Consider the following 23,709-nt stretch of genomic DNA (forward strand, 5'->3'; position numbering starts at 1 on the left):
AGGTTGGCAATATCAACATCAAACATTTATTGATAAACTTAATGAAAAAGGAATTACTCAATCTATGTCCCGTAAAGGAAACTGTTATGATAATTCAATAATGGAATCATTCTTTGGTACTTTGAAAAATGAAATATACTATGGTTTAGAATCAACTTATACATCTTTTGAAGAATTTTCTTTAGCGATTGATGAATATATAGATTATTTCAATAACAGTAGGATTCAATCCAAAACAACAGAGAAACATTCATATGTACGTATTGAATTTTAAAATATACAAATATAACCAATTTAAAAGATATTCATATATGTCTAGGAAATTGGGTACATGTCAAATTATGGATTATTTTAGATGTTCTTGTATTTCTAAACGGATATATTTAACCGCATACGAAAAATGAAAAGTCCCTTTAAAGGGACTTTTCACTAGGTTTATCGAAAGGAATCGATATGAATAAACTTGTATCATGCGCCAAGGAAGGAATGCCGCACATGATACTCAACTATGATAGAGCCAATACCATAGCTAAGAAATAGAATTATTTCCTATACATATATTAACACGGGAAACAAAAATTGTAAACCCTTTCAGATAAGAAAGGAGAAAGATCATTTTTTTTCATAAAAGAAATGGAAAGAGTAGACAACATTTTTAAAATTGAAATAAAGGAAAATAATTGACAAACGTAGTGAATACTTTAAAATTATTATAGATAATTATGGGAGGAATGATACAGCATGATTAGTTCAAATGATTTGAAACCAGGTATAACCATTCAACAAAATGGAGAAATTTATATTGTCCTTGATGCAAGCCAAAATAAAACAGCGCGTTCGGCAATGGTCGTAAAAGCAAAAGTTCGTAATTTGCGCAGCGGAGCAAACGTTGAGCTTTCTTGGGGCGGCGGTGATAAAGTGCAGCCTGCACAGATTGATAAGAAAGAGATGCAATACCTTTATGATACGGAGGATGCGTTGGTTTTCATGGATAACGAGACATATGAGCAAATTGAAATTCCTGCAGAAAACTTGGTATGGGAACGTAAATTTTTAAAACCCAATGACAATGTGAATATTTCCATGTTCGAGGGTGAAGTATTAGGCGTGATCTTGCCGGACAAGGTAACTTTGGAAATCGTTGAATGTGAAGCTGCGGTCAAAGGAGATACAGCAACAAGTGCGATGAAAAATGCGGTGGTAGAAACAGGGTTAAGCGTGAAAGTGCCTTTATTCATTGAACAAGGAGAAAAAATCGTTGTCAGCACTGCCGATGGCAAATACTCTGGAAGAGCAAAATAGATAAAAATGGCTGCATTCCATGCAGTTATTTTTTTTCGCGAAAATGATATTTCTTTTATGCCTGGAAATTACATGTGGAATGCAATATAAAAAATGTAAAAACTTTCTTAAGTTATGCTATAATGTATAGGAGCGGAGGCTTTTATTATGGAAAAATTATCACGTGTTGAAAAATATAAAAAACTGCGAGAATCAATAGATCAAAATACAACAAAGATCACCCCGTCTATCGAACCGGTGGAATTACAGAAACAATTGCAAAATATCAATCCAGTCAATGATAAGACAGAAGATGAAAAGCATAAGCATTCACATACACCGTTGCGCTTTTCAAAAGAAATAGATGTAAATCGTACATATGATACTGGAAAAGAAACCTTCCATAATGAATATTTGGACGATTTCATCAATGAGGTGAAAGAATATAATCTGGAAAAAGGAAATCGGCTAAGCGATAATACACAGATCGATATCTTGATGCAGCTAAATCCTGAAAATCGTCAACGACGAAGCCAGCATTATGATTCTATCCGCAATGACTCTTTTGAACATAAGGAAAAAGAAGAGGATGAAGATGTGTCTTATACGCAATCCTTGTCGAATGAGGAATTACAAGCAGAAGTCGATAAGCTGTTTGAGGAAGATACGCACGATGAAGTGAAAGAAGAACAAAAGGAAGTGCAGCCGGAACCGCAGGTACAAGAGCCGACCATCCGGCGTATCAATCCAATTGCTCCTATCAATAAGCCGGCGGTTAAAGAAGAGCATGCGGAAGAAACAAAAGAGCCGGTTTTGGAAGAGGTACAAGAAGATATTGCGGAAACAAAGATAGTAGAGCCGGAAAAAATAGAAAAAGCATTGCCGGAGAATGAAGATGGCATGGCAAATACGGAACGTTTGTTAGAGGAAACAACGCAGATACGCATGCAGATGGATGATTATGAAGATGAATTGAGTCATCTGCATGAAAAAGTTTCGAAATCAAATAAAATTCTAAATGCTATTTTACTGATTTTGATTATTGCTTTGATTGCAGTTATCGGAGTTACTGTTTATTGGTTGCAGCAAGCAGGCGGTCTCTTCTAAATTAGAAAGGATGTATACCATGAAAATAAATATTGCAATTGATGGACCCAGTGCTGCTGGTAAAAGTACAATTGCTAAATTGTTAGCAAAAAAATTAAATTATTCTCATTTAGATACAGGCGCCATGTATCGCTGTGTTGCCTATTTATCCAAACAGTTGGGGATCGATCAAAAAGATGAGGCAGCTTTGGCTACAATGATTGATTCCATGCAAATAGATTTTGATAGTTTAGGCAATGTGTATATCAATCAAAAAGATGTATCTCGCGAGATACGGACAAATGATATTTCAATGATGGCATCGAACGTGAGTGTATTTCCGGCAGTACGGGAGCGTTTGGTTCGAATGCAGCAAAGAATTGCAAAAAATAAAGGCTATATAATGGACGGACGAGATATCGGTACGGTTGTTTTGCCGGATGCGGAATTAAAAATATTTTTAATTGCATCGGTTGCAGCCAGGGCAAAGCGTCGTTATCAAGAATATCTGCAAAAAGGGATGCCGGCAGATTATGATGCGATTTTTGAAGATATCAAAAAACGTGATTATCAAGATACGCATCGTGCTACCTCTCCGTTGAAAAAGGCAGAAGATGCAGTTGAGATAGATACTTCGGATATGAGCATTGACGAAGTGCAGCATGCAATCGAAGATCTGCTCTTATCAATGCAAAAGTAGGGAGGTGTGTCCGATATGAAAAAAGGGACTGTAGCAATTGTCGGACGACCAAATGTTGGCAAATCGACGATTTTTAACCGTTTGATTGGAGAAAGAAAAAGTATAGTAGAAGATACTCCGGGTGTAACACGGGATCGTATCTATGGAAAGGTGGAGTGGTTGACAACAGAATTTCAACTGATTGATACAGGAGGAATTCAATTAGAGGACCAGCCTTTTCAGCAGGAGATACAGATGCAGGTAGAAATCGCTATAGATGAAGCAGATTGTATCTTGTTTTTAGTTAATGGGCGCGACGGAGTTACTTCTGACGATCAATTTATTGCCCGCATGCTCCAACGTTCAAATAAGCCAATCATCCTGGGAGTAAATAAGATCGATGATCAGTCTTTATCTTATAATTTATATGAGTTTTATAGTTTAGGAGTCGGTGATCCAATAGCAATTTCGGGTGTTCACGGTATTGGAATCGGGGATATATTGGATAAGGCTGTGGAATTATTGCCGGATAACAATAAAAATGAGTATGATGGTATTACCAGCTTTTGTTTGATTGGACGTCCGAATGTAGGAAAGAGTTCTCTGGTAAATGCCATATTGAATCAGGATCGTGTCATCGTCTCAAATGTGGAAGGAACAACTCGAGATGCAATCGATACCCCTTTTCGAAGTGATGGAAAAGACTATGTGATCATTGATACTGCTGGAATCCGCAAACGCGGAAAAATTTATGAAAATGTAGAGAAGTATTCCATCATGCGGGCGATGAGCGCTATTGAACGAAGTGATGTCGTTTTAGTCGTATTAGACGGTGAGAGCGGCTTGCGCGAACAAGATAAACATGTGGCAGGATATGCACATGAAGCAGGAAAAGGGGTCATTTTGGTCTACAATAAATGGGATACCGTAGAGAAAGATACCCACACAATGGCCGCAATAGAAAAGAAGCTGAGAACGCAATTCTTGTATTTATCCTATGCACCGATTGTTTTTGTTTCAGCATTAAAGCGGCAGCGGATCGGGCAGTTATTGCCTTTGATCGACCAAGTGCATGATAATTCTGCTCTTCGCATACAGACTAATGTATTGAATGAAGTGATTATGGATGCACAATTAATGGATCCTCCAAAACCGCATAATGGGAAACGATTGAAGATTTATTATGCGTCGCAGGTAAGTGTTTGTCCTCCGACAATTGTCCTTTTTGTGAATGATCCACAATTACTGCATTTTTCTTACAAACGTTTTTTAGAAAATCGCTTGCGAGAAGCTTTTGGATTTGAAGGTACAACGATTCGAATTATTGCGAGAGAAAGAAGTTAGGTGATGAAAATGAAAACAGTTGTAATTGGTAGCGGCAGCTGGGGAACAGCTTTAGCCCAGGTTTTATGTGACAATAAGGAAGATGTAATTGTTTATGGAAATTGTAAAGAACAGATTGATGATATTGAACAAAATCATCGAAATTCCATGTTCTTTGAAAATGTCGAATTAAATCCGGATCTGCATGCGACGATGGATGTGAATGTTGTGGCAGATGCTGATATTATCGTCTTGAGCGTACCGACGATTGCAATTGAATCGGTTTGTCTGCAAATTGATCCTTTATTACAGAAAAAGGTCATTATTGTCAATACGTCAAAAGGTTTTCATCCAACGACAAACGAACGTATTTCACAAGTGATACGGAAAAATATTTCACAGCAGCATTTACGCAGCGTCGTATCTTTGATTGGACCAAGCCATGCGGAAGAAGTAGTTATTCGCTTGCTAACTGCTATTTGCGCTGTTTCTTTGAATGATGAGGATGCAAAAGTGATTCAGCAATTGTTCTCTAATGAATATTTACGTGTTTATACCGGCAATGATGAAATTGGAAGTGAAACAGGCGTTGCATTGAAAAATGCTATCGCGCTAGCAAGCGGGGTATTGAGCGGATTAGGATATGGCGACAATACTCGTGCTGCACTAATGACACGTGGATTGGCAGAAATGATTCGTTTTGGTGTCGCAATGGGTGGTAGAAAAGAAACCTTTATTGGTTTGACCGGCATTGGCGATTTGATCGTTACATGTTCGAGCCGCCATTCTCGTAACTTCCAAGCAGGATATGAAATCGGTAAGGCAAATGATGCGCAAGTATATTGGAAATATAATAAGAAAACAGTGGAAGGCGTACGTACAGCAAAAGTCGTGCATGAATTGGCAGAGAAGATGAATATTGAAATGCCAATTGTGAATGAGATTTACAGTGTCCTTTACGAAAACAAGGATCCAAAACAATCAGCACGTGATCTGATGTTGCGTGATTTGAAACCGGAGGCATAAAAAAGCGTTATTCATACGCTTTTTTATTGTGACAGGGCTTTTATGATGTTATAATCTTTATCGTTATGGTTTGGAGGGGTTTTATGAATATAGCTGACGAGATACAGCGTAGACGCACTTTTGCAATTATTTCGCACCCGGATGCAGGTAAAACTACTTTAACAGAAAAATTGCTGCTCTATGGAGGCGCCATTTTAGAAGCAGGTTCTGTAAAAGGAAAGAAAACAAATAAACATGCTGTCAGTGACTGGATGGAAATAGAAAAGAAACGTGGAATTTCTGTATCTAGCTCTGTGATGCAATTCGAATACGAAGGCTATTGTATCAATATTTTGGATACACCGGGACATCAGGATTTTAGTGAAGATACATATCGTACTTTGATGGCTGCAGATTCAGCAGTTATGGTCATTGATGCCAGTAAAGGTGTAGAAGCACAGACCAAAAAATTGTTTAAAGTTTGTTTGTTACGGCATATCCCTGTATTTACCTTTATCAATAAAATGGATCGTTCAGCAATGGACCCTTTTGTATTATTGGAACATATCCAGAGTGAACTCGGAATCGAAACCTATGCCATGAATTGGCCGATTGGTTCGGGAAAAGAATTCAAAGGTGTATATGAAAGAGATCATCGTCGTATTATTGCTTTTCACGGCGGAGATCATGGGATGCAGGCAGCTGAGGTAACTGAAGGCTCTTTAGAAGATGATACTTTTATTGATGTCATCGGTGATCATTTTTTTCATAAATTAAAAGAAGATAGTGAATTACTGGATATTGCAGCTACTGAATTTGATTTGAATCGGGTAGCAAAAGGGGAATTGACCCCGGTATTTTTTGGTAGTGCTCTTACGAACTTTGGCGTACAGCCTTTCTTGGAACATTTTTTAGCAATGACGACTTCACCGCTTCCAAGACAAACTTCATCAAATGAAATTATCGATCCAACAGTTGAACAGTTTTCGGCTTTTGTATTTAAGATCCAGGCGAATATGAACAAAGCGCATCGGGATCGTATTGCGTTTATGCGAATTTGTTCCGGAAAATTCGAAAAGGGCATGGAAGTGCTGCATGTTCAAGGCAATCGGAAGATCAAGCTTGCACAGCCGCAGCAGTTTATGGCACAAGATAGAGAAATTATCGAAGAAGCATATGCGGGAGATGTGATCGGTGTATTTGATCCAGGTATTTTTTCAATTGGAGATACCTTGTGTGATCCATCGATGAAAATCGAGTTTCAAAAAATTCCAACTTTTGCACCTGAACACTTTGCAAGAGTGACACAGAAAGATACCATGAAGCGTAAACAATTCTTGAAAGGCATTACGCAAATTGCACAAGAGGGCGCTATCCAAGTATTCCAGGAAATCAATATTGGTATGGAAGAAATCATTGTAGGCGGAGTCGGCGTATTACAATTTGATGTTTTGGAACAAAGATTAAAAAGCGAATATAACGTAGACATTAAATTGGAGATTCTTCCATATCAATATGTGCGCTGGATCTTAAATGAAGGACTTGATCCAAATACGTTGAATTTAACATCTGAATCAAAACGCGTACGTGATCTAAAAGGACGAAATCTGATCATATTTGCCAACAATTGGGGGATCAAGTGGGCTACACAGCAAAATCCGCAATTACAGTTAGCTGAGGTAGGTAATATTCAATAGATTGATAGATAAATACAATTATCTTTTCAGATGCAGTCATATTCTGTCGTTTCCTCTCATACAGTACAAATGACTAAGGGAGGAACTATATGGATACGAGTGAATTGTTAAAAGATATTGGTAAACGTACAGGCGGTGATATCTATTTAGGTGTGGTAGGGCCGGTGCGTGTTGGGAAATCAACTTTTATCAAAAATTTTATGCAGCAGGCAGTCATTCCATATGTAGAAGATGCATACGAAAAAGAGAGAATGATCGATGAATTGCCCCAAGCAGGGGTAGGAAAGACGATCATGACGACGGAACCCAAATTTATTCCTAATACAGCAGCCAATATAACTTTTGATGACGGCTTTCATGCAAACGTCCGTCTTGTTGATTGCGTTGGCTATGTAATACCACAGGCAAAAGGTTATAAAGATGAAGATGGAATGCGTATGGTACGTACGCCTTGGATTGAGGATCCGGTTCCATTTAATGAAGCTGCAAAAACAGGTACACAGAAGGTTATCAGCGATCATTCTACGATTGGAATCGTTATTACAACAGATGGGACGATTACAGATTTACCAAGAGATGCATATATCGAAGCAGAAAATGAGGTTATCGAAGAACTACAACGAATCGGTAAACCTTTTATCATTTTGGTCAACAGTGCAGCGCCGCATGCAAGTGCAGCACAGATGGTGGTCGAAAAATTAAAGGAACGTTACGATGTTCCTATCATTGCCATGGCAGTCAATCAAATGACACAGGATGATGTTCACCATATTTTGCGAGAAGCATTATACGAATTTCCTGTTTCACAGATCAATATCAACATGCCAAACTGGGTAGCAGTGTTAGATGATGATCATTGGCTGAAGAAGAGCGTAAATGACACTTTAACAACAAGCATGTCTTATATTGAAAAATTAAGAGAAGTAGAAGGTATCACGCAATTGTTAGATGAAAATGAATATATCGCATCCAGCAATATTGCAGATATTGATACTGGAGAAGGTACTGTCAATGTGGAAATCAATCTGATTGCCGGTCTATATCAGCAAGTATTGAAAGAAATCATTGGTATCGAAGTCAAAGACAAAGGGCAATTATTGTCGCTGATGCAAGATTTCAGTAAAGCAAAGAAAGAATATGATACCATCGCCAGTGCTTTGCAAATGGTTAAGCAGACAGGGTATGGATTTGCTAGTGCATCATTAAATGATATATCTTTAAGCAAACCGGAAATTGTGAAACAGGGAAGCCGCTATGGTGTTCGTTTAAAAGCAATAGCCCCTAGCATTCATATGATCAAGGTTGATGTGGAAAGCTGCTTTGAACCAATTATCGGCTCAAAAGAACAAAGCGAAGAACTGATACGTTATTTACTGCGAGATGAAGGAAAAGATGAAAGCGCGATCTGGGATTCAGATATTTTTGGCAGAAAGCTTTCGGACTTGATTCGAGATGGCTTGAACGCAAAACTATCGCTTATCCCAGAAGCAGCTAGAGTTCGGCTGCAGGATATCTTAACGAAATTGGTAAACAAAGGAAAAGGAAATGTAATAGCGATCGTTTTGTGATCAAATACGCTAAAAATTGTTACTTTGATGGGCTGCTGAAAAAAGGGCAAAAAGTATTGAAATCTAAAATTGATAATGATAATATATTCATGTATGTATAATACATGGAGGTAATAAATAATGGATAAGATCGTTAACAAAAAAGCGTTAGTTGAATGTGTTGCTGAAAAGTTAGAAATCAGCAAAAAAAATGCAACGATTGCTGTAGATACTGTGTTTGAAGAAATTGCAAATGTATTAGCTGAAGGCGGAAAAGCAGATATCAGCGGTTTTGGTAAATTTGAAGTTACTGAACGTCCAGCACGCATGGGAATCAATCCAGCAACAAAAGAAAAGATGCCTATTCCTGCTTCAAAAGCTCCTAAGTTCAAAGCTAGCAAATCTTTAAAAGATGCAGTGAAATAATTAAATATAACGAATGAGCCTGTTTATGAAAACAGGCTTTTTTTATGCTTGTTGCTAATAATCAGTGTATTTTGTAATCTTTCTAAATGGAATTAATCGTATGTAGTTGACATCAATATATGAATATGTTACGTTTAATTCACTGAATGATGGAATTTGTCTTAAGGCCATATCATTGTTTGGAGAAATTACAGCTTTTAATATGGACGGATTCCTTTGATTTTGTCTTTTTTATTGAAGGAGATAGTGTATATGAAAACAATTTTGGAGAAGTTGAAGAAGTTTATCAAGAATTCTTCTCCGCCGCGTCTATTGGCAACCGGTTTTGGATTGGTGATTTTAATAGGAAGCGTGTTATTGATGTTGCCTATTTCTGTTCGCGAAGGGATGCATGTCAGTTTTATTGATGCTTTGTTTACCTCTACTAGCGCAGTGTGTGTAACCGGTTTGATTGCCATCGATACAGCTACCTATTTTACTCCATTTGGCGGTGCTGTTGTAGCTGTCTTGATTCAAGTCGGAGGCTTAGGTGTGACCTGTATTGGTGTGACACTGATTTTAGCCGCTCGTAAACGCGTCAGCTTTAAAGCGCGAAAGATGATCAAGGAATCTTGGAATGTTGACAGTTATGGCGGGTTGGTTCGGCTGGTACGATCTGTTTTGAAATTAACATTGATTTTTGAACTGATCGGTACTATTCTCAGTTTTATTGTTTTCATACAAGATTATCCGCTGCCGCAAGCTTTAGGAATCAGTTTATTTCATTCCATCGCCGCTTTTAATAACTCGGGGTTTGATATTCAGGGCGGTTTGCCGAATATGATCGCATATCGGGATAACATTTTATGGAACTTAACGACTTCAGGTTTGATCATTTTTGGCGGTATCGGTTTTCTGGTAATCAACGATGTTTTGAAGAAAAGAAATTTCCGTAAACTGATGCTTCATTCAAAAGTAGTTATCTCTATGAGCATCTTATTGATCATTCTTGGAACAGTTGCTTTAAAATGTACCGAAGATATTTCCTGGATGGGAGCATATTTTCACAGTGTATCTGCTCGTACAGCTGGTTTTTCTACTTATTCGCTGGGTACCTTTACAAATGCCGGCTTGTTTGTAATCTTGATGCTGATGTTTATCGGTGCTTCTCCTGGTTCAACGGGTGGAGGTATCAAAACGAGTACATTATTTGTTATGTGCAACGTCATCCGCAGTGTTATTTTTAATAAACACTATTACACAGCATTCCGCAGACGTATTGCAGATAGCGTGATCATGCAGGCATTTGTTGTTACATTATTGTCATTTTGCATTGTTGGTATTTCCACATTTCTGCTTTGCGTGTTAGAACCGGAATATGATTTTTTACAGTTAATATTTGAAAGCGTTTCTGCATTTGGTACAGTTGGTTTATCAACTGGTATTACTTCAGAATTAGGACATGCAGCGAAATTGGTGTTGATCTTGACCATGTATGTCGGTCGTTTAGGTGCTTTGACGATTGCTACATTAGGTAATTTTAAAGAACCTAGTGAAGTTTCTTATACAACTGAAAATATTACGATTGGTTAAAGGAGATAAGTATGAAAAAGAAAACGTATGCGGTGATTGGTTTAGGACGATTTGGAATGCCGTTAGCAACAAAATTGGCACAAAGCGGTGCGGATGTAATCGGTGTGGACATGGATGAAGAACGAGTTCGTTCGTTCCGTGAATATAGCGAATATGCTTTTGTTGCTAATAAATTAACAAAAGATGTCTTGGAGGATATTGGCGTTCAAGATTGTGATGTTGCTGTCGTTTGTATTGGAAGTCGTGTGGAGACGAGTATTTTAGTTACTTTGACAATATTAAATTTAGGGGTTCCGCATGTGATATCAAAAGCGAGCAGTTCGGAACAAGGAGAGGTTCTTCGTCGTTTAGGCGCAATCGTCGTTTATCCTGAACGAGACATGGCACTGCGCACAGCAAAAAAAATTCTGCGAGAAAACTTAGTTGATTATCTTTCTTTGGGAAAAGATATCGAAATTATTGAAGTTGAAATAACGAAAAAAATGGTGGATCATACTATACTGGATTTGGAATTACGAAAAAAATATAAATTAAATGTAATCGCTATTCGCCACAACGATGAAACCAATATAGAAGTACGGCCAGATTGTGTGCTGCACGAAGGAGATACGATTGCAGTCATTGGAAAAGAGGAGAATGTTTCTCGTTTTGTCGATGATTATTCTTAATGTAGAAAGGGCTAAAAGTTCAAGTTTCTTTGAATTATTAGCCCTTTTCTTTTTTGATGATTTGTTCGTTGATATCCATTTTTTACCACATATTGATCTGAAAGCGATTCCGTATAATTTTTCATTTTATTTAAATTTACAAATGAAAACAATTTCTTCATTTTTAGTTTGAATTCTATCATCAATCGGACTATAATCAGATATACAATGATGAATGTATCATTGTATCACCGCCATAGAAACATAAATAGAACACCATCATCTTTGAAGGAATCTGAACATGTTTTAGTTGGCACTTTTGGGAAACGGAGGTGTTATCACATTGGAAGGTTTAATCAAAAATATTGTAGAAGCTGATAAGGCTGCTAGAAATCGCGTCAACGAGAAGATTCATGAACGCGATAATGTGCATTCTGTGGTATTGGAGAAACGAGATGAGATCGTTTCGAAATATCGTGAAGAAAGCAAAGCAAAAATTGAAGCAAGGCGTTCTCAGTTCGAAAATGAACTGAAAAATGCCACTGTGGTGGAAGAGGCACGATACCAAAGTACGCTTGAGCAGTTAGAAAAAAAGGTGGAAGCTCATCGGGAAGAATGGGTATTTCAGCTCACTGCTCAATGTCTGAAAATGGAGGAGTGTTCCTAGAAAGGAGGATGCCATATGGCTGTTGCTGCTGGTGCAATCATTTCCAAGGTACGCAGCATGTATGGAGATCATCTGGATGAGCGTGATTACAGTGAACTGATTCGCAAACGCAATGTTGGAGAAATTGCAGCATATCTAAAGCAAGAAACACATTACGCGCATGCACTTCGCGACATTCGAGAAAATAATATTCATCGCGGGCAGCTAGAAGATATTTTACGAAAAGATCTGTTCCGTGAACTGGTGCGCTTATATCGTTATTCAGATAGCAAGGATGCCGCTTATTACCATCTGTTCATTGAAGAGATCGAAATTGATGTTATCTTGCATATTCTTCGTATGTTGCTCAGTAATCACATTCAAGATGCTATTGCTGAACTTCCCGTATTTATGCGTGAATATTTTAGCTATGATCTGATGAAAATCGGAGAAGTTCGTAGTTTTGATGAGTTATTGGATGTTTTAAAAAAGACCTATTATCATGATATCTTGCTTCCTTATCGAGTGAATAAAGGAAGAGAGGAAAATATTGATTATTCAGGTTGTGAAGCTGCAATGACTCGTGCTTATTTTAATCGGTTGATCAATGTGATCAAAAAAACAAGAAGTGGTTCTCTTCGAAGAGAATTGTTGGAATTGCATACACTTGATATCGAACTAAAAAATTTATCTAAAATATATCGTTTTAAAAGATATTACAATGTTTCAAAGAATGTAATAAGAGAATCTATGATTCCAATTGAAGGTCGTATTCGCAAAAATAAAATGACCGCCATGATTGAAGCAGACGATGAAAAATTATTTAAAAAGCTTTTAGCAGAATCAAGTTATCAATTACGTTTTGATGAAGATAATGTAGATATTGAATGGTATATGGACACAATACGTTATCAAAATGCAAAGCATAAAATTTATTATTCACAAAAAGCTCCTGTTGCTTTTTCTGCTTATGTTGTTTTGCAAAAGATTGAGTTAGCAAATATCATTCGTATCATTGAGGGCGTACGCTATCAAGTGGATAGCGAAACAATTGCGTCCATGTTGATATATTGAGATGGATGAAAAGAAAGGAGAATTAGAATGGCAATCGCGAAGATGAAACTGATTAATATCAGTGCCGAAAAAGAATATCTAGATGACGTTCTTTTAAAGTTTGTTGATCTGGATTATTTTCATCCTGAACCTGCCGTCAAATTTATCGATTCCGTGCACGGGTTAACAAGCATGGATGAAGAAAATCCGGTAAGTGAGGTACTGTCCAGATTTAAAGAAATTTGTTCAGATATGGATTTGGATCTTCCTGAAATCACGATGCGTGAAAAAGAATACGATCTAAATGGAATGAAGAAATATATGAATGAAATCTTTCATAGGTTTTCAGATGCAAAGCGCATAGCTGACGATTTAAAAACGGTCATTCAAGAAAATAAAGATGCACTAGTTACAGTGAAGAACATCGAAAGCATCGATCTCAATTTGGATGATCTTTTTGCTTGTAAGTATGTCAAATTTCGTTTCGGACGTTTACCGTTGGATAGTGTTGCAAAGTTGCGTTATTACCGCAACCGTCCGTTTGCATTCAAATCTTTTACGCAAGATGATACGTATAGTTGGTGCGTTTATATGACGAGCGAGAAATATGAGGGAGATGTGGATAATGTTTTCTCTTCTTTATATTTTGAACGGATCCGTATTCCTGATTTTGTACATGGCACTCCGGAAAGGGCTGCTGAAACATTATTGGATGAGATCGAAAATGATGAAAAACAAGTTGCTCATGTTGAAGATGTCATTACAAAATTAAAAGATGAATGTCGTGAAGAAATGGCAAGAATCAAAGGTGAGCTGGAATTTCTCGATCGTACGTTCGTTGCTCGAAAATATGTTGTTGGTTTAGGACAACGTTTCTCCATCACTGGATTTGTAGATGCAGCTGATGTTGAACGATTGAAAGCTACATTTCACAATCTGAAGGAGGTGGAAATCGAAGTGCGTCCAGCACATAGTGACAAACGACTGGACCCTCCGACGAAACTGAAGAATGGGTGGTTTGCCAGGCCATTCATAATGTTTGTGGAAATGTATGGTATTCCCGAATATGATGGGATTGATCCGGTTCCAATTGTGGCAATCATCTATTCATTGTTATTTGGTTTGATGTTTGGCGATGTTGGACAAGGCCTGGTTGTTATCATAGTGGGAGCTTTGTTAAGCCGCTACAAGAAGATGAAACTAGGCGATATCATGGTACGTATTGGAATCTTTTCCATGCTGTTTGGATTTGTATTTGGTTCTGTGTTTGGAAATGAGACCATGTTAAATCCTTTATATCATGCTTTATTAGGTTTAAATGAAAAGCCGATTGAAGTTATGTCCAGCAATTTCATCTTGCCGTTATTGATGATTGCAGTCGGGATTGGTGTCGTGTTAAATCTATTCAGCATGATGCTAAACATGATCTTGCAATACAGAAAGAAAAATATGGGTGAATTTTGGTTTTCACAGAATGGAGTTGCGGGTTTCGTATTCTATGCATCTATTGCAGTAGGAGTCGTATTAAATGTATTGTTAGGAATCCCTGTATTCAATCTATTCTATATTTTGATTCTGATTGTCTTGCCGCTGGTGCTGGTATTTTTGAAGGAACCATTAACTAGAAAATTGCAGCACGGAAAGATGTTTCCGGAAGGTTTTGGCGCATTCTTTGTAGAAGGATTTTTCGAATTATTTGAAATTTGTTTATCTTATATCACAAATACGATTTCCTATTTACGTGTGGGTGGTTTCGTTCTCTCCCATGCCGGTATGATGATGGCGGTTACAATGATCATGGAGATGAGCGGCGGTCTTGTCGCATTGATCATTGGCGTATTTGGAAATGTATTGGTTATGTGTTTGGAAGGACTGGTCGTAGGCATTCAAGTACTGCGTTTACAGTTCTATGAAATGTTCTCTCGTTATTTTAACGGAAACGGTATTGCATTTACTGCATTAAAAGAAGATTAATATTAGGAGGTATCTTTTATGTTATTAAGTCCAATTGAAATGTTATTGCCTTTAGTAATGCTTGTTTTGATTTTTACACCACTGATCAAAGTGATCAAAGGGAAAACATCTGTAAGAGGTGCAAAAGTTCGTTTGACATCACATATTTGCATGTTCTTTGGTGTTTGCTTAGGTATCGTATTATTCTCTGCTTATAAAGTACATGCGGCTACTACAGGAACGGATGGAATGGAAGGATCAATTGCACAAGGTCTTGGTTTCTTGGCTGCTGCTCTTGCAACTGGTCTTTCTGCTTTGGGTGCTGGTATTGCCGTAGCATTTGCAGCTCCTGCTGCTATTGGCGCTTTCTCTGAAAACAAAGAAAACTTTGGTAAAGCTATGATCTTTGTTGCCATGGGTGAAGGTGTTGCCATTTATGGTCTATTGATCTCAATCATCATGATCTTCATGAAGCTGTAAAATTAGAAAGGGGAGAGACGATGAAGTTCTTCCTATTAAGTGATAACATCGATACACAAATGGGACTTCGTTTAGCAGGTATTGAAGGCGTTGTCGTTCATGAGCGTCAGGAAGTCCTAGAAGCTCTTGAAAAAGCAATGCATATGGAGGATGTTGCTGTTATCTTGATGACAACAAAATTAGTGGAAACATGTCCAGATGTTATCTCAGAATTAAAATTACGTATGAAAAAGCCGTTGATTGAAGAGATACCAGATCGACATGGATCCGCTAAAATAGGGGAAACGATCGATCGATATGTCAGTGAAGCAATCGGCGTAAAACTGTGAGGTGGTAGCCATGCTATATGAAAAGGAAAAATTGGAACAATATTTCCGTGATGAGATCCGCCGTGTCAGTGAACAACAAATTGAAGAATTGAATGAAGAAATTGCAGAAATTCAAGAAAAAACGATAAAAGATATTGAAGCAAGTGCTAGACATGATGTAGATTTGGCTTGTGATCAAGAGATGAAAGAACTGCAAAGCGAATATGCAATTCGTCAGAGTCGTTTGCATGATGAAACGGATCGTCAGCTTATGAAAAAGCGAAATGAATTAGCGGAAATGATTTTCCATGACGTGATAGAAAAAATAAAGGATTTTACAAGTCAAGATGCATATAAAGAATTGTTGAGTTCGCGTGCAAAAGAGCTAGCAAGCAAACAGTATCCTTGTCCGACGATTTATGTCAGAGAAGAGGATATGCAATATGCTCAGGCTATTCAAAAAGAATTCGAAGAAGGTACGAAAGTACAGGCAGATGAGTCTATTCAATATGGGGGATTCCGTTTAGAATGTATTGAAAATGGCATTATTGTTGATGAGACTTTTGATTCAGCATTGAATGAACAAAAAGAGTGGTTTTATCAAAACTCCGGTCTGTTCGTTAAATAATTGGGAAGAGGTGATAACGTGGTTGAAAATGCAATTTATTCAATTAACGGTCCAGTCGTTAAGGTGCGTAATGCAACTTCCTTTTCCATGCTTGAAAAGGTATTTGTTGGAAATAAGAAATTAATGGGTGAAGTAATCAGTGTCAGCCGTGATTTTACAACGATACAGGTTTATGAATCAACGACCGGATTACAGCCAGGAGAACCGGTAGAAGGAACTGGACGGCCAATTTCCGTTACGCTCGGTCCTGGAATATTAAGAAATATCTTTGATGGTATCGAAAGACCATTGAAAGAAATCGCAAAGCAGTCAGGTGCATTTATTGCGACAGGAAGCAATGTTTCACCATTAGATGAGGAAACATTGTGGGATGTTCAAATACAGGTAAAAGCTGGTGATCATGTCACCGGCGGGCATGTTTATGCTACAGTACCTGAGACAGATCTGATCGAACATCGCTGTATGGTTCCTCCAACATTAAGTGGGGAGGTTGTTGAAACAGCTGCGAATGGAAAGTATCGCATCCATGATACGATCATCAAAATAAAAGATGCCAAAGGTGTGATCCATGCATTGGATCTGACGCAGCAATGGCCAATCAAACAAGCACGGCCAATTACGCAGCGCTTGCCGATCAGTATTCCGCTGATTACAGGACAGCGTATCTTTGATACTTTGTTTCCAATTGCCAAAGGCGGCACTGCAGCAATTCCTGGCGGTTTCGGAACAGGAAAAACAATGACACAACATCAATTGGCAAAATGGTGCGATGCAGACATCATCGTTTATGTTGGATGCGGTGAACGTGGAAATGAAATGACACAGGTATTGGAAGAATTTTCTGAACTGATTGACCCGAAATCAAATCGTCCATTGACCGATCGTACGGTCTTGATTGCCAATACGAGTAATATGCCTGTTGCGGCACGTGAAGCCAGTATCTATACGGGCTTGACATTAGCAGAGTATTATCGAGATATGGGCTATCACGTAGCCATCATGGCCGATTCTACCTCACGCTGGGCAGAAGCACTTCGTGAAATTAGCGGCCGTTTGGAGGAGATGCCTGCAGAAGAAGGTTTTCCTGCTTACTTGCCATCTCGTTTATCACAATTTTACGAACGAGCAGGGTATGTAAAGACACTAAATGATCAAGAGGGAAGTGTTTCAATTATTGGTGCAGTATCCCCTCAGGGTAATGATTTTTCTGAGCCGGTTACGCAAAATACAAAACGTTTCGTACGTTGTTTCTGGGCATTGGACAAATCTTTAGCCTATGCTCGTCACTATTTTGCAATTAACTGGAATGAAAGTTATTCAGAATATGTAACAGATCTAACCCGCTGGTATAACCGCAATGTAGATCCGCGTTTCATCCGCTGCCGCCAAGAAATTATGAGCTTATTGGCAGAAGAAACAAAACTGATGGAAATTGTAAAATTGATTGGTAGTGATGTACTGCCGGAAGATCAAAAATTGATCATTGAGATCTGCAAAGTCATCCGTGTAGGTTATTTGCAGCAAAATGCATTCCATAAAGAGGATACATATGTGCCTTTGAAAAAACAATTGCGTATGATGGACACGATCTTATATCTATATCATCAATGTAAGAAAGCAATTGCAAATGGCGTATTGCTGCGTTCAGTTTTAGCGACTGGTATTTTTGATTTGGTAACAAAGATGAAATATGATGTACCAAATGATCAACTAGAATTATTTGATGATTATGTTACAAAGATTGATGAAGCTATCAACAGTTGTAAAGAATAGGAGGGGAATGCAATGAGTCTACAATATATTGGATTAAAAGAAATCAATGGACCTTTGGTATTTCTCGATCATGTACAAGGTGTTGGCTATGAAGAGATGGTTGAACTTCGCTGTGAGGATGGTACAAGCCGGTTAGGCCGTGTTGTACAGATCGAAGGTGAATTAGCAGCTATTCAGGTATTTGAAGGAACAAATGGTCTGAGTTTATCAAATACGCGTACCCAATTTAAAGGAAAACCGATGGAACTTCCTTTGTCTAAAGAATTATTAGGCCGTGTATTTAATGGAAGCGGAAAACCAATTGATGGTTTAGGAGAAATCTATGCAGAAAAAAGTGCAGATATCAATGGACAGCCATTAAACCCTGTTTCTCGCGTTTATCCGCGTAACTATATAAATACAGGCATTTCAAGCATTGATGCGTTAATGACGCTGATTCGAGGTCAGAAACTGCCTATATTCTCCGGTTCTGGTATGCCACATAATGAATTGGCGGTTCAGCTTGTAAAACAGGCAAAAATTTCAGATGGAGATGGCAGTAATTTCTGTATCGTCTTTGCCGCAATGGGGGTTAAAAACGATGTTGCAGATTATTTCCGCCGGTCTTTTGAAGAAGCAGGAGTTATGGAAAGGGTAGTCATGTTCATCAATCTATCTAATGATCCTATCATTGAACGTACATTGACTCCTCGCTGCGCATTAACAGCAGCTGAATATCTAGCTTTTGAACATGACATGCATGTATTGGTCATTTTGACAGATATCACGTCTTATTGTGAGGCATTACGTGAATTCTCAAGCAGCAAAGGCGAGATTCCGGGCCGTAAAGGATATCCAGGCTATCTTTATTCAGATTTAGCTTCTATGTATGAGAGAGCGGGAATCATGAAGGGAGCTAAGGGTTCTGTTACACAGATTCCTATATTGACCATGCCAAATGATGATATTACACATCCAATCCCGGACTTAACTGGTTACATTACAGAGGGTCAGATTGTATTGGATCGTAATTTGAATCAGATGGGTGTTTATCCGCCGATTGGCGTATTGCCATCGTTGTCACGTTTGATGAAAGATGGTATTGGAGAAGGGTATACCCGCAAAGATCATTCGGATGTTAATAACCAATTATTTGCGGCATATGCAAAAGTTCAAGATGCACGTTCGCTTGCCAGCGTCATCGGTGAAGATGAATTAAGCGATATTGACAAACAGTATATGTCATTCGGCTCACTGTTTGAACAATATTTCTTGAATCAGGGTTTTGATTCAAACCGCAGCATAGAAGAAACGCTTGATCTGGGTTGGGATTTGTTGAGCGTGTTGCCGCGTGGAGAGCTCGATCGAGTAGATGATGCAGTATTGGATGAACATTATGATCAGGCTCGTGCATATGAACGTTTTGGCATCACAAAGGAACCAATCATTAAAGAATTATCCGAAAAGGGTGAGTAATTATGGCGAATAAACAAGTTTTCCCGACCAAAGGAAATCTAATTGCTTCAAAGAAATCTAATTCATTGGCAAAAATGGGTTATGAACTTATGGATCGTAAACGTAACATCCTAACGAGAGAAATGATGGAACTTGTTGAGGATGTACGAATGTTGCGTGAAAAGATTACAGATACTTACCAACGTGCCTATCAAGCTTTACAGGAAGCAAACATGACCCAAGGTGTGATCAGTGATCTTGCTGAAGCAATTCCTATTGATAATGGAATACAAGTTACATATCACAGCGTTATGGGTGTAGAGATTCCTAAACTTCACTATGAACAAGAAGATATGGTATTCTGTTACGGTATGGAAAAAACAAATTCTAAACTGGATTATGCGTATCAATGTTTTCATGAAGTGAAACAATTGACCATTACTTTAGTTGAAGTTGAAAATGGCGTTTATCGTTTAGCAAATGCGATTCGCAAATCACAAAAAAGAGCAAATGCATTAAAAAATATTGTGATTCCTGGATTTGAACATGATATCAAATTCATTACAGAAGCATTAGAAGAAAAAGAAAGGGAAGAATTCTCTCGTCAAAAGGTTATCAAAAACACGAAATTGAAACAACAAAAAGCAGATGTCTGATCAGGGCATCTGCTCTTTTCTTTATAAGAAAGATGATTTCAAGCATATATTTGTAAAGAAGGAGATTATTGCTAAAGTATAAGCACTTCTCAAACGGAGGTATGAGATGATAACTAATCTGCAAGTTCCTGTGATGAAGAATGCTTTTCATTTTTCTGGTAATAACAGTTTATCGATGAACGATAACATTTCATATGTATACAACAAAAAAAGAATGATCATTAATATATAACTTCGCATAATATATATTATGTAATATATATAGATTGTTTTCTGTAAAAAAAGGATCTGAAATAAGATCCAATATTATTTTTTTATGACTTGTACAGCAATGCATCCTGGTCCGCCTTGTGTGATGAATACGGGAGATAATTCGAATAATTCAATCTCGGTATTAGGAAAATGTTTCTGCATCATATCTTTGACCATGGTTGCTTCTTCTAAGACATCTGCATGTGTGACGGACATATAGAAATTTTCGTCAACACCCAATTCTTCATAGCATTCAATAATAGCTTCCATTGCTTTTTTCATGGTACGTTTCATCGTATATTTTTCTAATCTGCGGTGATCCTGTGTCAAGGTCATCACTGGAACGACTTTTAACATACCACCGATGGTGGCAGCCAAAGGTGTTAGTCGTCCCCCTCGTTTTAAAAATGAAAAATCTCTTGGAATTAAGAATGATTTTTCCCCTTGTATTGATTTTTCAAGTTCCTTTATAATTTCCTTTACAGAGATGCCCTCTGATGCCAATTGTACAGCTTTCAATACTAAATAACGATGTGGTCCACATAATGTTTGTGAGTTAAATACAGTGATGCGATCACAGTTAACAGAAATTTGTTTTGCATTACAGGCACTTTCATAAGTTCCGCTCAATCCATCTGCCATCGTAATATCTAATATTTCCTCTGTTTCTCCCAACTGATCATATTGTTTTAGTTTGTCACCGATGGATGGTTGAGAGGACATAGGCAGATTTTCAGCAGTTATTCGTTTTAGAAAATGAGCTGAATCAATTTCATCTAATTCTCGGTAGCTTTCTTTCCCAATGGTTACATGCAATGGAGTAATAGTAATCGATTGTTCTTTTCCTTCGTTTGTGCTAAAAAGAGTCGACGTATCAGATATGATTTTAACCATGATAATTTTCCTTCCTGTAATTATTCATCTATATTAGAAGATTATCATATATAGTTAGTTATGTCAATTTATTTAGTATTAAATACTAGATGGATGTAAAGTAAAAGCGATACAACTACTTTGTATCGCTAATTTGTATCACTAAGTCCCCAACGCTTAAACAAGATTCTTCTTGCTTTTTCTTCTAACTGATCATTTAATGGTTCTAAATCTTGTAAACGATAATCTGGATGTTGTTTCTGCAGAGCTTTTACAATCATAAAATCTGCAATTTTTGGATTTTTGGGTAACAATGGCCCATGCAGATAAGTTCCAAACACTTGACCATTATAAAATCCTTCCATTTTTTCATTAAAACTATTACCATATCCTTTGATTACTTTGCCTAAAGGGTGTTTAACATTATATGTTTGGCCGCCGTGATTTTCAAATCCAACTGCAATAATTTTATTTCCATCTAGATTGCATTCAATGACGATATTGCCTATACAGCGCATACCGTCTTTTCCGGTATCTGTATAGTAATCAAAAAATTGTAGACCTTTGATTTTGCTGCCGTCTGCTGCAATATAATATTGCCCAAATAATTGATAGCCGCCACATACAAGAAAGAAAAAAGAACCTGTATCCATCGCCTTCTGGATATTCTCTTTTCTTGATAATAGATCATCGATCAACATCATTTGCTCTCGATCTGCGCCACCGCCAAGAAAGATGAGATCATATGTGCTGAGGTCGCAAGTCTCGCCAATACCGCAGGTATCAATCGTTATGCCGATACCACGTTCTTCGCAGCGTCTTTTCAATACCATCATATTTCCTTTATCACCGTATAGATCCATAATGTCATGATACATCCATACGATTTTAATATTTAGTTCCCTCATTTTTTCACCCTCCTGCTGATTGCATTTCTGGTAGGCAATAATGCAGTGTAAGTAGCTATGACAAATAATGTACATTGTTTTATTGAAAGCAATTGATCGATGGCTTGCTGAAGGTCTTCAATTACTTGGATGTCTCCACTATAACTTTCATAACGAAGCCGCAATGCCATATCGTAGGCTCTGGTACCGCTGCATAAGATTGCTTCTGTGGTTGAGGTCAATATCTTTTCAAAATGGGTATCATAGATCCATGAAACATCTGTACCGTCTTGTTCATGATCGTTTAAAACAACCAATACAGCTTTTTCTTCAGGATGGCTTTCGATCACTTTCATCACTTCATTTGCACCCGTTGGATTTTTGATAAGATTTAAGATACAAGTCTGATCGCCAAATTGGAAATGTTCGTTTCTTCCCCATGGTTGATGCGCTTTTTTAAAAACCTTATCAACGCATGAATGCTGAATTGTGAAAGTATCAGCTACAGCACAGACTGCAGCACAGTTATAAATGGCATACAAACCATCTTGCGGAGCTTGATAGGTTTCATTGTTCCAACAGAAACGGCGATGCCCTAAATCAATATTTGTTAATGCTATATCGGGCGCTGGTGTTGCAAAATGACAATTTGTACAGTGGAAAGCTCCAATGTGTGAATATTGATAATAACTGTATTCTAGTCGATGACCACAGCGTGGACAAAATTTTCCTTCACTAGCTTCGAAATTATGTTCACTGCTGGAAGCACATTGGGCAATTTCAAAGAAACAGCAGTCTGCATTTGGCGCCTTATCAGCTAAACGAACGACATTTGGATCATTTCCATTCAAGATGAGCGTTCCTTCAAATGTGGGCAGTACTTGTTCGATTGTTTCGATTAACTGTTCCATTTCTCTAGCACGGTCTAGTTGATCGCGAAAAAAGTTTGTGACAACCAAAGCATTCACTTTTAACTGCGGAAGGATATGACGGACATTGAGCTCGTCTACTTCCAAAACCATGGCATCTGCTTTTACTTTGCCATTGATTGATGTATTAGTTAGGATCGTCGTGGCAATTCCGGCTCGCATATTGTCACCTCGACGGTTACTGATCACTTTTTTTCCGGCCGTTTCAAATAAATCTGCGATCATATTGCTTGTTGAAGTTTTACCGTTTGTTCCAGTAACTAAAACGATCGTTCCATTAAATTTCAATTTTGATAAAATATTCGGATCTATTTTTAATCCGATTTGACCTGGCAAGCTTCCTCCTCTGTGTATGACAGAAAGCAGCCATTTTATGATTCGGGTCACGGTGATCGATATAAATCTCATAAAAATCCCTCTATTCTCTCTTATCGTGTAATCAATGCCTTTTTACATTAAAAACTCACTAAATTTCTGATTATCTTTTCATAAGCTGGTAAATGTCGGTATAGCCTGTATTTTAGGGCTTTATCGGCATTTTCCTTTGGGAAGATACTCTGCATAAGCTGGCATT

At 37.8% G+C, this 23,709-nt stretch carries 23 protein-coding genes; 20 read left to right on the forward strand and 3 right to left on the reverse strand.

Features of this window, described 5'->3' with window-relative positions:
- The 20 genes from BQ9859_RS02385 to BQ9859_RS02485 all read left to right on the forward strand — a co-directional run.
- Window positions 1–274, forward strand: a 274-nt coding sequence (locus tag BQ9859_RS02385) for an IS3 family transposase (RefSeq protein WP_143404362.1), incomplete at its 5' end; no start/stop codon positions are given.
- Between the two features lie 467 nt (window positions 275–741).
- The gene (gene efp, locus BQ9859_RS02390; RefSeq protein ID WP_075876681.1) at window positions 742–1,302 is read left to right on the forward strand and encodes an elongation factor P; all 561 of its coding nucleotides are present in this window, start codon (window positions 742–744) and stop codon (window positions 1,300–1,302) included.
- 147 nt (window positions 1,303–1,449) lie between these two features.
- Window positions 1,450–2,388 carry a hypothetical protein gene (locus BQ9859_RS02395; RefSeq protein WP_075876682.1) on the forward strand — a complete coding sequence of 313 codons (939 nt, stop codon included), beginning with the start codon at window positions 1,450–1,452 and terminating at the stop codon, window positions 2,386–2,388.
- Between the two features lie 19 nt (window positions 2,389–2,407).
- Window positions 2,408–3,067 carry a (d)CMP kinase gene (cmk, locus tag BQ9859_RS02400; RefSeq protein WP_075876683.1) on the forward strand — a complete coding sequence of 220 codons (660 nt, stop codon included), beginning with the start codon at window positions 2,408–2,410 and terminating at the stop codon, window positions 3,065–3,067.
- Between the two features lie 15 nt (window positions 3,068–3,082).
- Window positions 3,083–4,390 (forward strand): ribosome biogenesis GTPase Der, encoded by a 1,308-nt coding sequence (der, locus tag BQ9859_RS02405; RefSeq protein ID WP_075876684.1) that lies wholly within the window; start codon window positions 3,083–3,085, stop codon window positions 4,388–4,390.
- A gap of 9 nt (window positions 4,391–4,399) precedes the next feature.
- Complete coding sequence (locus tag BQ9859_RS02410; protein WP_075876685.1) at window positions 4,400–5,395, forward strand: NAD(P)H-dependent glycerol-3-phosphate dehydrogenase; 996 nt, start codon at window positions 4,400–4,402, stop codon at window positions 5,393–5,395.
- 83 nt (window positions 5,396–5,478) lie between these two features.
- Window positions 5,479–7,071 carry a peptide chain release factor 3 gene (locus tag BQ9859_RS02415; protein ID WP_075876686.1) on the forward strand — a complete coding sequence of 531 codons (1,593 nt, stop codon included), beginning with the start codon at window positions 5,479–5,481 and terminating at the stop codon, window positions 7,069–7,071.
- A gap of 89 nt (window positions 7,072–7,160) precedes the next feature.
- A complete protein-coding gene (spoIVA, locus tag BQ9859_RS02420) occupies window positions 7,161–8,639 on the forward strand; it encodes a stage IV sporulation protein A (protein ID WP_075876687.1) in 1,479 nt (492 codons plus the stop codon).
- A 120-nt stretch (window positions 8,640–8,759) separates the two neighbouring features.
- Complete coding sequence (locus BQ9859_RS02425; RefSeq protein WP_075876688.1) at window positions 8,760–9,044, forward strand: HU family DNA-binding protein; 285 nt, start codon at window positions 8,760–8,762, stop codon at window positions 9,042–9,044.
- Between the two features lie 252 nt (window positions 9,045–9,296).
- Window positions 9,297–10,616, forward strand: a complete 1,320-nt coding sequence (locus tag BQ9859_RS02430) for a TrkH family potassium uptake protein (RefSeq protein ID WP_075876689.1) — start codon at window positions 9,297–9,299, stop codon at window positions 10,614–10,616.
- 11 nt (window positions 10,617–10,627) lie between these two features.
- Window positions 10,628–11,284, forward strand: coding sequence for a potassium channel family protein (locus tag BQ9859_RS02435; RefSeq protein WP_075876690.1), 657 nt, complete (start codon window positions 10,628–10,630; stop codon window positions 11,282–11,284).
- A 322-nt stretch (window positions 11,285–11,606) separates the two neighbouring features.
- A complete protein-coding gene (locus tag BQ9859_RS02445; protein WP_075876692.1) occupies window positions 11,607–11,930 on the forward strand; it encodes a hypothetical protein in 324 nt (107 codons plus the stop codon).
- Window positions 11,931–11,945: 15 nt separating this feature from the next.
- Window positions 11,946–12,983 (forward strand): V-type ATPase subunit, encoded by a 1,038-nt coding sequence (locus BQ9859_RS02450; protein ID WP_075876693.1) that lies wholly within the window; start codon window positions 11,946–11,948, stop codon window positions 12,981–12,983.
- Window positions 12,984–13,010: 27 nt separating this feature from the next.
- Complete coding sequence (locus tag BQ9859_RS02455; RefSeq protein ID WP_075876694.1) at window positions 13,011–14,936, forward strand: V-type ATP synthase subunit I; 1,926 nt, start codon at window positions 13,011–13,013, stop codon at window positions 14,934–14,936.
- Window positions 14,937–14,954: 18 nt separating this feature from the next.
- A complete protein-coding gene (locus BQ9859_RS02460) occupies window positions 14,955–15,395 on the forward strand; it encodes an ATP synthase subunit C (protein ID WP_075876695.1) in 441 nt (146 codons plus the stop codon).
- A 20-nt stretch (window positions 15,396–15,415) separates the two neighbouring features.
- A complete protein-coding gene (locus BQ9859_RS02465) occupies window positions 15,416–15,724 on the forward strand; it encodes a V-type ATP synthase subunit F (protein WP_075876696.1) in 309 nt (102 codons plus the stop codon).
- 10 nt (window positions 15,725–15,734) lie between these two features.
- Window positions 15,735–16,331 (forward strand): V-type ATP synthase subunit E, encoded by a 597-nt coding sequence (locus tag BQ9859_RS02470; RefSeq protein WP_075876697.1) that lies wholly within the window; start codon window positions 15,735–15,737, stop codon window positions 16,329–16,331.
- A gap of 18 nt (window positions 16,332–16,349) precedes the next feature.
- Complete coding sequence (locus BQ9859_RS02475) at window positions 16,350–18,104, forward strand: V-type ATP synthase subunit A (RefSeq protein WP_075876698.1); 1,755 nt, start codon at window positions 16,350–16,352, stop codon at window positions 18,102–18,104.
- Window positions 18,105–18,116: 12 nt separating this feature from the next.
- Window positions 18,117–19,559: a V-type ATP synthase subunit B gene (locus BQ9859_RS02480; protein ID WP_075876699.1), complete on the forward strand. Its 1,443-nt coding sequence runs from the start codon at window positions 18,117–18,119 to the stop codon at window positions 19,557–19,559.
- 2 nt (window positions 19,560–19,561) lie between these two features.
- Entirely contained in the window at window positions 19,562–20,194 is a 633-nt protein-coding gene (locus tag BQ9859_RS02485; RefSeq protein ID WP_075876700.1) for a V-type ATP synthase subunit D, read from the forward strand.
- 306 nt (window positions 20,195–20,500) lie between these two features.
- On the opposite strand, the gene BQ9859_RS02490 is transcribed toward BQ9859_RS02485, so the two are convergent.
- The 3 genes from BQ9859_RS02490 to BQ9859_RS02500 all read right to left on the reverse strand — a co-directional run bounded on the left by BQ9859_RS02490 (window position 20,501) and on the right by BQ9859_RS02500 (window position 23,471).
- Window positions 20,501–21,340 carry a DegV family protein gene (locus BQ9859_RS02490; protein WP_075876701.1) on the reverse strand — a complete coding sequence of 280 codons (840 nt, stop codon included), beginning with the start codon at window positions 21,338–21,340 and terminating at the stop codon, window positions 20,501–20,503.
- Window positions 21,341–21,468: 128 nt separating this feature from the next.
- Window positions 21,469–22,227, reverse strand: coding sequence for a type 1 glutamine amidotransferase (locus BQ9859_RS02495; RefSeq protein WP_075876702.1), 759 nt, complete (start codon window positions 22,225–22,227; stop codon window positions 21,469–21,471).
- Window positions 22,224–23,471: a Mur ligase family protein gene (locus tag BQ9859_RS02500; protein ID WP_328585267.1), complete on the reverse strand. Its 1,248-nt coding sequence runs from the start codon at window positions 23,469–23,471 to the stop codon at window positions 22,224–22,226. The genes BQ9859_RS02495 and BQ9859_RS02500 overlap by 4 nt, the downstream gene beginning before the upstream one ends.
- Between the last annotated feature and the right edge of the window lie 238 nt (window positions 23,472–23,709).

Source organism: Merdibacter massiliensis, from assembly GCF_900155395.1.
Lineage (GTDB): Bacteria > Bacillota_I > Bacilli_A > Erysipelotrichales > Erysipelotrichaceae > Merdibacter > Merdibacter massiliensis.